This is a genomic window from Brevundimonas sp. AVps31 (assembly GCF_058681355.1).
In genome coordinates this window covers 2386107-2400246 of the sequence record NZ_CM178736.1, presented here as the reverse complement: position 1 = coordinate 2400246, position 14140 = coordinate 2386107, and the positions used below count along the sequence as shown (strand labels likewise).

Sequence of the window (14140 nt, the reverse complement as noted above, 5' to 3'; positions counted from 1 at the left end):
CCGAAGCGCCATGTCGCACGACGATCATCACGGCCACGATCCGCACGCCCCCGGCGGCTTCCCCGCCGATGGCGGTCATGGCGGCCACGGCCACGACGCCCGGCTGCAGGCCGCGCCGAACCCGCCGCCGCGCGGCGCCGAGGACAGCCCGCACCGCGTCGCGCCCGAGCCGACCTCGCGCACCGCGGCCCCGCCGCTGCGCAGCGCCGACGGCATCCTGCGTCCCATTCAGGACAGCGAGTATTTCTCCAGCGACCCGGCCTCCGAGGCCGCGGTGTCCACCCATATCGACGAGTACTTCAACCAGCCGCTCGACCTGTTCCCCTTCTGGGAGTCGGAGGGCAAGCCGGACCGCTTCCACGTCCTGTTCAGCCGCCAGATCGAGGAGCGCTTCCCGGTCGACAGCGACCTGCGCAAGCACATCCACGACTATGGCCGTCGGGTCTTCAAGGCGCTGATCGTGCATGTGACGGTCAAGCGGGTCAGCCAACTGCTGGCCCTGATCGGCTTCACCCTGCTGGCGACCCTGGGGCCGACCTGGTTCTCGAGCTGGACCGGCTCGCCGCCGATGGGTCTGGGGCTGGCCGTCGCCGCCATGTTGGCGGTGGTCGGGGTGTTCTGGGCGGCGCAGGCGATCCTGTTCGTTCAGTACCGGTTCCAGCTGGAGAACGACTCATACGAGCTGTCGCGCGAGATCGTGCAGCGGACGCGGGAGCTGCAGAACCTGTTCACCTCCGCCCGCGCCATGGCCGATCAGGCCGAGACGCAGTTCCAGATGGACGGAAAGGGCTGGGGCCAGCGCGCCATGTACCTGACCCGCCTGACCATGTGGATCGGCGCGCGGATGGAGTATCTGGAGAAGTACGTCCAGATGGAGCTGTGGCGCGTCCGGCGCGAGCGTTACTGGATGCGCTGGGCGCAGCGGATCATGACGCCGCTGGTGTTCGTCGTGTGGCTGGCGGTCTTCCTGCTGGAGCCGGCGCCGGCCGACGCCGGGGCCTTCCGCGCGCTGCAGGCGCTGGCCATCGTGCTGGGCGCGGGCGTCAGCTGGCTGTCCTACTTCCGCTGGCGCACCCCGGTCGCCGCGATCCAGGACAAGCTCGGCGTCGAGGGCTGGGTCCGCTACGCCTCGCTGGACGTCGACAACGCCGTCGCCGATCAGGTCCGCCGCGACAAGGAGCGGCTGGTGGAATACCGGGCGCTGACCCGGGGGCGCTGACGGGTTTGGTGGCTAGCGGCGAGTGGCGAGTGTTTGCGGTTCAGTGCCCGCGGAAGGGCGACGCTGACGGTGCAGTCGCACGCCGTTGGCCAGCCACTAATCACTAGCCACTCGCCACGTCTTTACCGCCGCAGCGCATCCTGCACGCCCCGCGCATCATAGGCCTCGGGCCGGTCCGGCTTGGCGCCGCGGCCCATGACGACTTCCAGCGAGGTCGAGGTGGGGGACGGGCCGCTGAAGTTCAGGCCGACGCCCAGTCCGACGCCGGAGGTCGAATAGCTGCCGTAACGGCCCGACGACCGTCCCGCGCCATAGCCGAGGCCGACGCTGGGGCGGACGCCGCCCGCGCTGTCGGGACTGCCGTCGATCCAGCGCTGGGTGACCTCGAACCAGTCATAGCCCTGCGCCGTGGTCAGCTCGGCCGCGCGCAACAGGGCATAGTCCGCGACCGGGCCGGGCGCGCCGACACCGTTGTAGGTGACGCGGAACCGGTTGCTCTCGATCTGCTGCTCCGAATACCCCTGCCCGCGCGGCCCCTGCTGGGCGCCGTAGGGCGACAGGCTGGCGCAGGCCGACAGGCCGAGGCCGGCGGCGAGGATCACAGGCAGGACAAGGCGCTTCATGGCAGGGCTCCGGAGCTTCTGAAGATTAACCGTGGCGGGGGGCGGTGGTTCCGGTCAACGGGAGCTGAGCGGCTTAACCCCTCCACCATGCTTCGCCTTTGCGCCGTGACGGAGGGGTCAGCCTACCTCTCCACGCAGTGGGGAGGTGGCTCGGCGGCGCAGCCGACGAGACGGAGGGGTCAGAGTCCCGCCGCCGCCTTCAGCGTCTCGAAATCCTCGGGCAAGGGCGCCTCCACCGTGACGTAGCCGCCGCTCGGATGCGGAAACACCAGTTTCGACGCGTGCAGCATCAGCCGCGACGCGCCGCGACCGGCGAACGTCAGCGCCCCGCCATAGCGGACGTCGCCGGCCATGGGCCTGCCGATGGAGGCCATGTGGACGCGCAGCTGGTGCATCCGGCCGGTGGCGGGATCCAGCTCGACCAGCGCCCCGTCCTCCGACGCCGACAGGGTGCGATAGCGGCTGACGGCGGCCTGGGCGCCGGGCGTGTCGGCGGTGACGGCGCGGGTATAGCTTTCGCGCCCGATCTCCTGCCGAATCAGGGGGGTGTCGATGGTCCCGGACTTCGGCTCGGGCGCCGCCGACAGCAGGGCCTGATAGGTCTTCTTGAACCGCCGCGCCTGCAGCGCCTTGCCGAGGAAACCGGCCGCGGGCTTGGTCCGGGCGGCGAGGATGACGCCGGAGGTGTCGCGGTCCAGCCGGTGCACCAGTTCGGGCCGCTTGCCGTTCGAGCGCATGAAGGCCCACAGCAGGTCGTCCAGCGTATGCGCCTTGATCCGCCCGCCCTGGCTGGACAGGCCGGACGGCTTGTTGAAGGCCAGCACATGCTCGTCCTCGTGGATCACCCACGAGCGGACGGCGGCGATCTCCTCGGGCGTCAGGTCAACGGGCGCGCGTTCACTCACGACGCAGCCTTCGGCGCAAAGCGGATGCGGTCGAACCGGACCAGGAGGCCGGCGATCACGCCGAGGATCAGACCGGCGAACGGCCCGGCGATCAGGGTCGCCAGCAGGATGCGGTGAGCCGCGATGACGTCTCCACCGGCCTCGGTCTCAAGAAAGACGGACAGGCGGGCGTTCAGGTGGACCGCCCAGGCCATCAGGATGAAGCCCAGCCCGGCGGCCATCAGCGGCCGTCCCCGCCCCTGCGGCACGACCATCAGCAGGATGGCGACGCCGTACAGGACCAGGGCCGCCACCTCGACCATCGGCGCCGAGCCCGCATTGAGGCGATAGCCCAGCAGCCATTGCAGGAGCACACCCGCCCCGATCAGGCAGGCGGCGGCGAGGGTCAGGGTGCGGCGTTGGGCGACGATCTGCATGCCGACCGCTTAGCATACTCCGCCCCCGACCCAAGCCGGAACCGGCCATCGGGTCAGCGCAGGACGCCCGCCTTGCGCATGGCCCAGGCGTACCAGAGCAGCACCAGGGCGATGGCCATGATGACGAAGGGCATCCACGCCATCATCGCCATGGCGGGCGGCGGCGCCGGCGGGGGCGCGATGAACTTGCCGTAGATCAGGCTGACCAACGCGCCCAGCGCCGACAGGGCGAAGGCCGGGACAGCCAGCCTGTTGCGGATCAGCAGCAGGATCGAGCCTATCGCGGCGCCCCAGACGCCCAGCGTCCACGGCAGATACATCCAGTTCGGCATGGCGTTGAAGTAGTCGATCATCGCCTGATCGAAGCCGGACTCCCGGAAATAGGCCTCACCCCGCGTGATGGTGCTGACGAAATCGAACGCGCCGAAGCCGTTCCAAAGCAGCGACAACACCCCGACCACCCACAGGTGCCAGGGCGTGCGAACAGTCATCGCATCGGTATCGGTCATGGTCCCCTCCCAAGGTCATGTGACGGGCGGAGGATGATCCCAAACCGGCGTTACGGCAACGGTCGCCACACCTTGCTATCGTGGCGAGTTAAGCCCCCGCCTTCCGCGCCCGCATCTCGGCCCAGCGTTCCAGCCGTTCCTTGACCTTGGCCTCGTGGCCCTCGCCCTTCGGCTTGTAGAAGGTCCGGCGCTCCATGCCGTCGGGGAAGAAGTTGGCGCCGGAGAAGCCGTCTTCCGCGTCCGGGTCGTACTGGTAGCCCTTGCCGTAGCCGAGGTCCTTCATCAGCTTGGTCGGGGCGTTGCGGATGTGGGCGGGCGGCATCAGGGACCCGGTTTCGGCGGCCGCGCGCTTGGCCGCCTTGTAGGCCTCGTACACCCCGACCGACTTGGGCGCGGTGGCGAGGTGGACGACCGCCTGGGCCAGGGCCAGCTCGCCCTCGGGACTGCCGAGGAAGTCGTAGGTGTCCTTGGCCGCATTGGCGACCAGGAGCGACAGCGGGTCGGCCTGGCCGATGTCCTCCACCGCCATCCGCACGATCCGGCGCGCCAGATACAGCGGATCCTCGCCGCCGTTCAACATCCGCGCCAGCCAGTAGAGGGCCGCGTCAGGGTCCGATCCGCGAACCGATTTATGAAGCGCTGATATGAGGTTATAGTGTTCTTCTCGACTCTTGTCGTAAGCGGGCGCCCGCTTCTGAAGGATGCCGGCCAGCGCCTGCACATCCAGCGGCTCCGCGCCCTGAAGGTCGAACAGCACCTCCGACATGGTCAGCAGATAGCGGCCGTCCCCGTCGGCCAGGGCCAGCAGGGCGTGACGCGATTCCGGCGTCAGGGGCAGGGTCTTGCCCTCCATCGCCTCGGCCCGGGTCAACAGTTGATCCAGCGCCGCGTCATCCAGCCGCTTCAGCACATAGACCTGTGACCGCGACAGCAAGGCCCCGTTCAGCTCGAACGACGGGTTCTCGGTCGTGGCCCCGACCAGGGTGACGATCCCCTCTTCCACGAACGGCAGGAAGCCGTCCTGCTGGGCGCGGTTGAAGCGATGGATTTCGTCGACGAACAGCAGGGTCGACTGGCCCGCGGCGCGCCGCATGCGGGCGGCCTCGAACGCCTTCTTCAGGTCGGCGACGCCCGAGAAGACCGCGCTGATCTGCTGGAACTGATAGCCGGCCGCCTTGGCCAGCAGCCGGGCGATGGTGGTCTTGCCGGTGCCCGGAGGCCCCCACAGGATCATCGAGCCCAGCCGCCCCGCTTCGATCATGCGCCGGATCGGCCCGCCCTCGCCCAGCAGGTGATCCTGGCCCACCACCTCTTCGAGCGTCTGCGGCCGCAGGCGGTCGGCCAGCGGGGCGTCAGGGGGATGGATGCCGGAGGCTTCGAACAGATCGGACATGGACGCTTGTAGATAGGCGTAACCGGCCCACATTTCACGCGTTACTGTGTGCAGGATCCGAGGAGAACGACATGGCCGATGACGCAGCGCCCTCGCCCCTGACCGGCGTAACCCCCTACCTGACCATTCCCGCCCGCGGCGGTCAGGCGGCGGTCGAGTTCTACGCCCGCGCCTTCGGGGGGGTCGAGGTGCATCGCCAACTTGCCGACGATGGCGAACGGCTGGTGCATGCCCATCTGCACATCAACGGCGCCAGCATCATGCTGTCCGACGAATTCCCCGAATGGGGCGGCGAGACCGATACCCGCCCGGCGGGCGCGACCATCCATCTGCACGTCGACGACGCCGAGGAGTGGTGGGGCCGCGCCCTGCTGGCCGGCGGCGTGCCGGTCACGGAACTGGAAGACCAGTTCTGGGGCGACCGCTATGGCCGGCTGAAAGACCCGTTCGGCCACACCTGGTCCATCGGCGCACCGATCAGAAACGGAGCCTGAGCGGACCCGCCCGGGATCCGACTCCGGGCTAGCGCATCACCCCGGTGATCACCCGGCCGCGACGGTTGATCGAGACCTGCGCCCCGCGGCCGACGTTGCCCAGTTGGGCCACCGTCGTCACCGGCCGCCCGTTAACGGCGACGATGACGTCCCCGCCCTGGAAGCCGATGCGGCTGGCGTAGCTGCCCCGCTGCACCCCGCCGACGATGACGCCGGCGGAGAAGGGATCGCCGCCCAGGCTGTCGGCAAGCGCCGGATTCAGCGCCAGCAGCTGCGCGCCGGCGAAGGCGCCGGACTGGACCACGGTGGCCTTGTCGGTGTCCGGGTCGCCCGGCAGCAGCGAGATGCGCGCGTTCAGGGTCTGGGCCCGGCCGTCACGCAGGATGGCGACCTCGACCGTGTCGTTGGGATCGTGCAGGCCGACGCGGAAATTCAGCCCGCCCTGATCATTGACCTCGGCCCCATCAACAGCGGTGATCAGGTCGCCCTCGCGAATGCCCGCCCGCGCGCCCGGTCCGTTGGCCCAGACATTGGTGACGATCACGCCCTGCGGCCGTTCCAGCCCCAGGCTGCGGGCGATGTCGGCGCTGACCGTCTCGCCCTTCACGCCCAGCCACGGCCGCACGACGGCGCTCGCCCCGCCGACGGCGGTGTCCACCACCCGCTTCACCTGCGCCGCCGGAATGGCGAAGCCGACCCCGGACGAGGTGCCCGAGCGCGAGAAGATGGCCGAGTTGATGCCGATCAGGTCGCCGTCCATGTCCACCAGCGCCCCGCCCGAGTTGCCGGGGTTGATGGCCGCGTCGGTCTGGATGAAGGAGCCGGAGTCAGAGATATTCGTCTCGGTCCGGTTCAGGGCCGAGATGATGCCGTTGGTCACCGTCTGGCCGACGCCGAACGGATTGCCGATGGCCAGCACCAGATCGCCGACCTGCTGTTCCTCGCGGTCGTCGATGTTCAGCACCGGCAGGCGCTCGTTGACGCCCTCAAGCTGCAGCACGGCCAGGTCGGAGCGTTCGTCCGACAGCACCACCCGCGCCTCGAACTCGCGCCGGTCGCTCAGGATCACGCGGATCGAGCTCATGCCGTTGACGACGTGGAAATTGGTCACGACGACGCCGTTCGCACGGACAATCACGCCTGAGCCGACCGAGCCGGTCTCGCGCTGGCCCGGCATGCCGAAGAAGGGGTCGCGGACCTGCTGGACGCCCCGCGCGGCGATATTGACCACGGCGGGCGCGGCGGCCCGGACCACGGGGGCGAAGCTGGACTTCATCGCCATGGCGTCGCCCGGCACGACCCGGTTTTCGGCGAAGACGCCGTCCTGGGCCTTTGAGCTGTCGGCTTGGCCGCAGGCGGCGAGCGTGAGGGCGAGTGCGATCGCGAGAGAGCCGGTCTTCATCATCGTCCGTAAGGCAGAGGCGGTAGAGACGTTCCCATACCGCAACGTCTTTCGGGCCGGATCAAGGCGCGATTGTTACGCTTGCGCGGCCTCGGCCCGGTTGGCGTTCCGGCCCACGATCCAGCCGATCACCGCCGCCAGCAGCAGGACGACGGCGGCCAGATAGAAGGCCAGGCCCGGATCGTACAGGCCGCCGACCAGCAGCCGCGACATCGGCCCCTGCCCCGCCCAGCTCTCGATCCATCTCGCCACGCTCTCGAAACGCCCGCCCGTCGAGTGAGTGTAAATCCAGCCGAAGAACAGCGGCGACAGCACGCCGGCGATGGCGGCCACGCTGTTGTTGGCGCCCTGCAGCTGGCCCTGCTCGTCCTCGCCCACCCGGCGGGTCATCAGGGCCTGAAGCGTCGGCATGGCCAGCCCCCACAGGGCGTTGGGCAGCATGGCGGCGATGAAGGCCCAACCCGTGGGAGCCCAGCCCATCAGGCTAATGCCGATGGTGCCGCCGATCAGGCCCAGCACCATGGTCCGCCGCTCGCCCAGACGCTGGCTCACCGGCCCGGTCAACACGCCCTGCACGATCATGTCCAGCACGCCGACCAGCGCCAGCAGCAGCCCGACCTGCACCGGGCCCCAGCCGTAGCGCAGCGCCGCATACAGGACGAATACCGCCGAGAAGACGTGGTGGGCGAAGTAGAGCAGGAAGTTCACGACCGCGAGCCCGGTCAGCTCCGCATGGCGCTTCAGCAGGATCAGGGCGCCGACCGGATTGGCCCGCTTCCAGCTGAACGGCATCCGCTTCTCGGGCGACAGGCTCTCCGGCAGGACCAGCAGGCCGTAGACGAAGGCCACGCCCGACAGGACGGCGGCGAACCAGAAGGGCGCGCGCGGCCCCAGCTCACCCAGAAACCCGCCCAGCACCGGCCCCAGAACGAACCCGCCGGAGAAGGCCGCGCCGATCAGGCCATAGGCCCGCGCCCGCTTCTCCGGGGCGGTGATGTCGGCCATGTAGGCGAAGACGGTGGTGAAGCTGGACGAGGTGATGCCCGCGATGATCCGCCCGGCCGCCAGCCACCACAGGCTCGGCGCCAGCGCCATCAGCACATAGTCTAGCGCCAGCCCGGCGCAGCTGATCAGGATCACCGGCCGCCGCCCGTACTTGTCCGACAGCGAGCCGATGATCGGTGAGCAGACGAACTGCATGGCCGCCCACAGGGCGATGAAGACGCCGTTGATCCAGCCCGCATCGGCGTTGGAGCCGACGAAGTCCTCGATCAGCCGGGGCAGGACGGGGATGATGATCCCCATCGCGATGACATCCAGCACCGCCGTCACCAGAATGAAGGCGATGGCCGCGCGGCGGACTTTCAGATCGTTCAGGGCGTTCATGGGCTGGCTTTCAGAAGGACGGGCCTTCTAGCCGAAGAAGGCGGTCGCGTCAGCGCGCCATCGCCGCCTCGGTATCCGCCGCCCGACCGTCCCCTGACCCGCCGGCGATTCCCAGGGTGCGGGCCAGCAGGGGCTGGACGTCGACGCTGTCCATGTCCGGCAGGGTGACGCCGCGCGCGAAGGACGGACCGTGGGCGATGAACAGGGCGCGCATCTCGGGCGCCTGGTTGTCGAAGCCGTGGCCTCCGCCCCGGATCCGCGCGGGATCGACGCGCCCGCGCAGGCCGACGGTCCAGCCGGTCTCCACCAGACAGACGATCGCCGGGATGCGGGCGTTGGTCCCATAGGCCAGACGCGCGGGGATCTCGCCCTTGCGCCAGCATTCCATGTGCGGCTTCACGCCCAGCAGGGCCGCCTCGACCTCGGCCTCGCGACCGGACACCGGATCCAGCGACACGACCGCCCCCCACGCCGTCACGGTGATCGCCGCCGGGTCGATCAGGTCGTCGAGGACGGCCACCCGCTCGCCGGACAGCGCGGCCATCCCGTGGTCGGCGACGACGACGATGTCGGCGTCGAGGTTCTGCTTCTCCAGCCCCTCGACCAGCATCTTCAAGGCAGTGTCGACCTCGACGACGGCGGCCATCGTCTCCGGCGCGTCCGGTCCGAACGAATGCCCGGCGGTGTCCACCACGTCGAAATACAGGGTCGAGATGCGGGGCCGCTCCGCCTCCGGCAGGCTCAACCAGGCCAGCAGGATGTTGACCCGCGCATTGGACGGCACCGACTTTTCATACGGCACCCAGTAATCAGGCCGGACGCCGCGCACCGCGGCCTCTGATCCCGGCCAGAACATCGCCGCCGTGCGCAGACCGGCGTTGTGGGCGGTGACCCAGATCGGTTCGCCCGCGTCGTACCAGACGTGGTCCATCACCTCGGCCCGGTTGCCCAGCGAGAAGCGGCGTCCCGGCAGGGTGGCGTCATTGATGGTGTTGTAGACCAGCCCGTGATGGTCGGGATGCAGACCGGTCACCAGCGTATAGAAGTTGGGGAAGGTCACGCTGGGCCAAGAGGGCCGCATGCCGCCCTCCGCCTGCACGCCTTCGGTCGCCAGCCGGTACAGGGTCGGGGTCCGCTCCGCCGTCAGATAGTCGGCCCGGAACCCGTCGACGCCGACCAGGATCACCGGACGCGCGGCCGGCGCCGCCTGGGCCTCGACGACGGTCGGGGACAGGGCCAGTGTCGCGGCGGCGGCGAAGGTCAGGCACAGGGCGCGCAGGGACATCAGGCGGAACTCCTTACTAAAACGGGGCCTCCCTAGCTCGCATCGACGACAGACGCACGACGCCGCCGCCCGATTGCAAAAGCTTAATGCTATGCCGCCTTGCCAGCAGGCCCGACACACGCTCAACCTTGGCCGCATGACCGCTGTTATTGAAACCCGTGGACTCACCAAGACCTACGGCGACGTTCGCGCGCTGGATGGACTGAACCTCTCGATCCCCAAGGGCGGGGTCTACGGCGTGCTGGGGCCGAACGGCGCCGGCAAGTCGACCCTGTTCCGCATCCTGCTGGGCCTGATCAGGCCCACGGACGGCTCGACGACCGTGATGGGCGGCGCCGTCGGCGACGTGGCCGCCATGCGCCGGATGGGCTCGATGATCGAGACGCCCCGCTTCCCGCCCTACATGACCGCCCGGCAGGTGCTGCACTGGCTGGCCAAGGAGCATGGTCTGGGGGCCGAGGCGGAGATTCCGCACTGGCTTGAGCGGGTCAGCCTGACCGCCGCCGCCGATCGCAAGGTGCGCGGCTTCTCGGTCGGCATGATGCAGCGTCTGGGCGTCGCCGCCTCGCTGATGAGCCGCCCGGACCTCGTCATTCTGGATGAGCCCACCAGCGGCATGGATCCCCCCGGCATCCAGGAGATGCGGGCCCTGATCCGCTCGCTGGCCAACGACGACGGCGTCACTGTGATTCTGGCCAGCCACCAACTGAGCGAGGTCCAGCGCATCTGCGACCGCGTGGCCATCATGAACAAGGGCAAGCTGGTGCTGGAGGGCGCGGTCAGCGACCTGACGGCCGCCGGCGGCGAGCGCCTGCGCCTGATCGGCACGCCGATCGAGAAGGTCCTGGGCGCCCTCAGCGTCAAGGCCACCCGCGACGGCGAGGCCGTGCTGGCCGAGATCAAACGCCCCGAGGCCCCGGCCCTGATCCGCGCCCTGGTCGAACAGGGCGTCGACATCCACGAAGCCAAATGGGTCGGCGCCGACCTGGAAAGCATCTTCTTCACCGAGACGGGCGCCGTGCAGGAGATCGACCATGCTGGCTGACGCCATTCGCGCGGAATCCTACCGCTTCTCCCTGAACCGGGTGCTGGTCTTCATCTCGGTGCTGCTGACGCCCATCCTGTTCGCGGTCGGCGGCGTGCTGTTCCACTGGATCACCAAGACCAAGGGGGATGAGGCGGCGAAGGCGGCCAGCCTGCCCCTGCCGGTATCGACCGAGGCGGTCAATCTGGGCGACGCCTTCGGTTTCGCCGCCACCAACTGCGCCAACGGCATTGTCCTGATCTGCGTCCTGATCGCCGCCGCCACCCTGTATGCGGGCGACTATCGCTGGGAGACCTGGCGTCTGATCAGCGCGCGCAACGACCGCATGTCCCTGATCCTCGCCAAGGTCGGCGTCGTGAAGATCGTTGCCATCGTCAGCAGCCTGTTCTTCTTGCTGGCCAGCTTCGTCTTCATGCTGGCGCAGGCCTTGGTCTATGAGCGCGGTCTCAGCTTCTCGGTCGCCGGCGGCGACGTGGGAGGCATCGCCCTGACCTGGCTGCTGTCCTATATCCGCATCGTCCAGTTCACCCTCGTCGGCCTGCTGGCGGCGGTGATGACCCGGTCCCTGCTGGCGGCCCTGATCGTGCCGTGGACGCTCGGCTTCCTGCAGAGCATCTTTGGCCAGATCGCGCCGGCCCTGCTGGGCATGGATACCGCGGGCTGGACCCTGCAACTGCTGCTGCCGGGACTGGCCTATGACACGCTGAAGGATGCGGTGGCGGGAACGCTGGCAGCCCCGATGACCGCCGCGACGGTCTGGAAGGCCGGCCTCGGCCTGGGCCTGTGGACCCTCGTCCCGCTCGCCGGAGCCCTTGCCCTGTTCAACCGGCAGGATCTGTCGAAGGAATAGCGCTCAGAACCGCTTCTCCATCCACACATTACACCGGGCATAGGGCGACGGCCGGGCCGCGAGGTCGGTGAAACCGAAACGGCGGTACAGGGCGATGGCGTGGGTCTGGGCCGCATTGGTTTCCAGATACAGGCGCGGGGCCCCGGCCGCCCGCGCCGCCGCCTCGCACGCCTCCAGCAGCCGATGGCCCAGGTTCAGCCCGCGGGCCTGCGCCAGCACCGCCATCTTGCCGACCTCATAGCCGCCGTCCTCCATCGCCATCAGGGAACAGCAGCCGACCGGGGCGCCGTCCTGCTCGGCGATGAAGATGTGGCCGCCCTTGTCGAGGATCGCGCCCTGCGGATCGCCCAGCACAAGCTGGTCCTTGGCTTCCAGCGCATAGCCGCCCGCGATCAGCCAGTCCTCGTTCAGCGACCGCCAGGCGGCGGCGTGGTCGGGGCGGTAGGGTTCGATGATGATGGCGGTTTCGACGGTCGGCATGTGAAGGCCCCCTGCCCTTTCTCTGGACCGGCGGCGCGGCCCGGGAAAGAGCCCGGCCTAACCTTTCGCCAGCCGCGCCTCCAGCGCCGCCAGATCGTTCACGAACCACACCCGGTCGCCGCTGTTGGACTCGCGCACGAAGTCGGCCAGGGCCGGGCTGGCCGCGACCTCAATCGAGATGTCGCCGAGGATCGCCAACCGCAGGCGATAGGTGACGAATTTCTGGATCACCGCCCCGGCGAGCCCGGTCCGCAGGGTCAGGAACCCGGGCGACAGCCGCGCGATCGGCAGGGCGATCCATTCGGCCTCGATCCCCCACAGCGACCCGATCAGGTCGACCGCGTCCGCTTCCGAGGCCAGCATCGGGCCGTCGGGCGCGCAGACGAAGACCGCATGCCCCGACAGCGTCTTCAGTTCATCCGCCATGACGGTCTCCGGTCAAAGGAAAGGGGCGGCCGGTTCGCACCAGCCGCCCCTTTTGTCGTGGCCCCAACGAGCGAAGCTTACGCTTCGTCGTCGCCCTCGATCTCATAGACCGGACCCGAGTCCAGGCCCTTGGCGTCGGCGTCGCGATCGACAAACTCGATCACGGCCATGGCGGCGTTGTCGCCGTGGCGATAGCCGGCCTTCATGATGCGGATGTAGCCGCCGTTACGTTCGGCGTAGCGCGGGCCGATCGTTTCAAACAGCTTGCCGACTTGCGGCACGTCGCGAACGGCGCTGATGGCCTGACGACGCGCGTGCAGATCGCCCTTCTTGGCGAGGGTGACCAGCTTCTCGACGAAGGGACGCAGTTCCTTCGCCTTGGGAAGGGTCGTGGTGATCTGCTCGTGCTTGATCAGCGACGCAGCCATGTTGGCGAACATGGCGGTCCGGTGTGCGCTCGTACGGCCGAGCTTGCGATAGGCGGCGCCGTGGCGCATCGGGGTCTCTCCTACTCAACCCTGGTATCCACAAACGCGGACCTGGGGCTCTATCATTCTAACCGCTCCGCGATCCCGTAAGGGGCCATGGGCGGAGGGTTGAAACTAGATCTGGTCGTCGAACTTCTTGGCCAGGTCTTCGATGTTTTCGGGCGGCCAGTTCGGCACATCCATGCCGAGGCTGAGGCCCATCGTCGCGAGAACTTCCTTGATCTCGTTCAGCGACTTGCGGCCGAAGTTCGGGGTGCGAAGCATCTCGCCCTCGGTCTTCTGGATCAGGTCGCCGATGTAGACGATGTTGTCGTTCTTCAGGCAGTTGGCCGAACGGACCGACAGCTCCAGCTCGTCCACCTTCTTCAGCAGGGCCGGGTTGAAGGGCAGGTCGGGCTTGCCGTCCGACTGCTCAACAGCCTTCTTCGGCTCGTCGAAGGTGATGAAGATCTGCAGCTGGTCTTGCAGGATGCGCGAGGCGTAGGCCACCGCGTCAACCGGCGAGACGGCGCCGTTGGTTTCGACTTCCAGCACCAGCTTGTCATAGTCCAGCGACTGGCCCTGACGGGTCGGCTCGACGCGATAGGCGACGCGCTTGACCGGCGAGTACAGGGCGTCGACGGCGATCAGGCCGATCGGGGCGTCTTCCGGACGGTTCAGTTCGGAAGCCACATAGCCCTTGCCGTTCTGGACGGTCAGCTCCATGCGAACCGAAGCGCCGTCATCCAGGGTGCAGATGACGTGATCCGGGTTCAGCACCTCGATGTCCGCGGGGACGTCGATCTGGCCGGCCGTGACGACACCGGGGCCCGTGGCGCGCAGGGTCATGCGCTTGGGGCCTTCGGCATGCATGCGCAGCGCCAGTTGCTTGATGTTCAGAACGATGTCGACAACGTCTTCCCGCACGCCTTCCAGCGAGGAGAATTCGTGGACGACGCCGTCGATTTGAATCGCGGTCACCGCGGCGCCTTGCAGCGACGACAGGAGAACGCGGCGCAGGGCGTTGCCGAGCGTCACGCCGAAACCGCGTTCCAGGGGCTCAGCAACCAGGCGCGCCTTGCGCTGGGGGTCGGAGCTCGCCTCGATCTGCGGCTTCTCGGGACGGATCAGCTCTTGCCAGTTTCGTTCGATCATGGATGTCCCTCGAGTCGGATTTCGCCGCCCCCCGCCTCGTCAGGCGTCTCGGGAGCGGCGGAGATATAGTGCGGTGGCGGTTCGC

General features: G+C 68.5%; 16 protein-coding genes. 4 read left to right on the top strand and 12 right to left on the bottom strand.

Annotated features, from left to right (window positions below; genetic code table 11):
- The first annotated feature begins 10 nt into the window (after window positions 1–10).
- Window positions 11–1219: a hypothetical protein gene (locus ACW174_RS11685; RefSeq protein WP_492014596.1), complete on the top strand. Its 1209-nt coding sequence runs from the start codon at window positions 11–13 to the stop codon at window positions 1217–1219.
- 122 nt (window positions 1220–1341) lie between these two features.
- On the opposite strand, the gene ACW174_RS11680 is transcribed toward ACW174_RS11685, so the two are convergent.
- The 5 genes from ACW174_RS11680 to ACW174_RS11660 form a co-directional block, all read right to left on the bottom strand.
- A complete protein-coding gene (locus ACW174_RS11680; RefSeq protein ID WP_492014595.1) occupies window positions 1342–1842 on the bottom strand; it encodes a CC0125/CC1285 family lipoprotein in 501 nt (166 codons plus the stop codon).
- Window positions 1843–2021: 179 nt separating this feature from the next.
- Complete coding sequence (locus ACW174_RS11675) at window positions 2022–2747, bottom strand: RluA family pseudouridine synthase (protein ID WP_492014594.1); 726 nt, start codon at window positions 2745–2747, stop codon at window positions 2022–2024.
- Entirely contained in the window at window positions 2744–3163 is a 420-nt protein-coding gene (locus ACW174_RS11670; RefSeq protein ID WP_492014593.1) for a hypothetical protein, read from the bottom strand. Before ACW174_RS11670 ends, ACW174_RS11675 begins: the two co-directional genes overlap by 4 nt.
- 53 nt (window positions 3164–3216) lie before the next feature.
- Window positions 3217–3672, bottom strand: a complete 456-nt coding sequence (locus ACW174_RS11665) for a hypothetical protein (RefSeq protein ID WP_492014592.1) — start codon at window positions 3670–3672, stop codon at window positions 3217–3219.
- A gap of 88 nt (window positions 3673–3760) precedes the next feature.
- The gene (locus tag ACW174_RS11660) at window positions 3761–5065 is read right to left on the bottom strand and encodes a replication-associated recombination protein A (RefSeq protein WP_492014591.1); all 1305 of its coding nucleotides are present in this window, start codon (window positions 5063–5065) and stop codon (window positions 3761–3763) included.
- A gap of 71 nt (window positions 5066–5136) precedes the next feature.
- Between ACW174_RS11660 and ACW174_RS11655 the strand changes: the two genes are divergently transcribed.
- Window positions 5137–5559, top strand: a complete 423-nt coding sequence (locus ACW174_RS11655) for a VOC family protein (RefSeq protein WP_492014590.1) — start codon at window positions 5137–5139, stop codon at window positions 5557–5559.
- Between the two features lie 28 nt (window positions 5560–5587).
- Here the strand turns inward: ACW174_RS11655 and ACW174_RS11650 are convergent, their stop codons facing one another.
- The 3 genes from ACW174_RS11650 to ACW174_RS11640 form a co-directional block, all read right to left on the bottom strand.
- Window positions 5588–6961 carry a trypsin-like peptidase domain-containing protein gene (locus tag ACW174_RS11650; RefSeq protein ID WP_492014589.1) on the bottom strand — a complete coding sequence of 458 codons (1374 nt, stop codon included), beginning with the start codon at window positions 6959–6961 and terminating at the stop codon, window positions 5588–5590.
- 75 nt (window positions 6962–7036) lie between these two features.
- On the bottom strand, window positions 7037–8347 hold the full coding sequence (locus tag ACW174_RS11645) for a TCR/Tet family MFS transporter (protein WP_492014588.1): 1311 nt from the start codon (window positions 8345–8347) through the stop codon (window positions 7037–7039).
- A 49-nt stretch (window positions 8348–8396) separates the two neighbouring features.
- Window positions 8397–9632: an alkaline phosphatase family protein gene (locus ACW174_RS11640; RefSeq protein WP_492014587.1), complete on the bottom strand. Its 1236-nt coding sequence runs from the start codon at window positions 9630–9632 to the stop codon at window positions 8397–8399.
- A gap of 136 nt (window positions 9633–9768) precedes the next feature.
- Here ACW174_RS11640 and ACW174_RS11635 point away from each other — a divergent pair, with 136 nt between their 5' ends.
- Together ACW174_RS11635 and ACW174_RS11630 are read left to right on the top strand one after the other, a co-directional pair.
- Window positions 9769–10677 carry an ABC transporter ATP-binding protein gene (locus tag ACW174_RS11635; RefSeq protein WP_492014586.1) on the top strand — a complete coding sequence of 303 codons (909 nt, stop codon included), beginning with the start codon at window positions 9769–9771 and terminating at the stop codon, window positions 10675–10677.
- Entirely contained in the window at window positions 10667–11527 is an 861-nt protein-coding gene (locus ACW174_RS11630; protein ID WP_492014585.1) for an ABC-2 transporter permease, read from the top strand. Before ACW174_RS11635 ends, ACW174_RS11630 begins: the two co-directional genes overlap by 11 nt.
- Before the next feature lie 3 nt (window positions 11528–11530).
- Here ACW174_RS11630 and ACW174_RS11625 read toward each other — a convergent pair whose 3' ends face one another.
- From ACW174_RS11625 to ACW174_RS11610, 4 genes are all read right to left on the bottom strand, one after another.
- On the bottom strand, window positions 11531–12007 hold the full coding sequence (locus ACW174_RS11625; protein WP_492014584.1) for a GNAT family N-acetyltransferase: 477 nt from the start codon (window positions 12005–12007) through the stop codon (window positions 11531–11533).
- Between the two features lie 57 nt (window positions 12008–12064).
- Window positions 12065–12433 carry a DUF4180 domain-containing protein gene (locus ACW174_RS11620; protein ID WP_492014583.1) on the bottom strand — a complete coding sequence of 123 codons (369 nt, stop codon included), beginning with the start codon at window positions 12431–12433 and terminating at the stop codon, window positions 12065–12067.
- 77 nt (window positions 12434–12510) lie between these two features.
- Complete coding sequence (gene rplQ, locus ACW174_RS11615; protein ID WP_492014582.1) at window positions 12511–12930, bottom strand: 50S ribosomal protein L17; 420 nt, start codon at window positions 12928–12930, stop codon at window positions 12511–12513.
- A gap of 105 nt (window positions 12931–13035) precedes the next feature.
- Complete coding sequence (locus ACW174_RS11610; protein WP_492014581.1) at window positions 13036–14055, bottom strand: DNA-directed RNA polymerase subunit alpha; 1020 nt, start codon at window positions 14053–14055, stop codon at window positions 13036–13038.
- Window positions 14056–14140 lie beyond the last annotated feature (85 nt).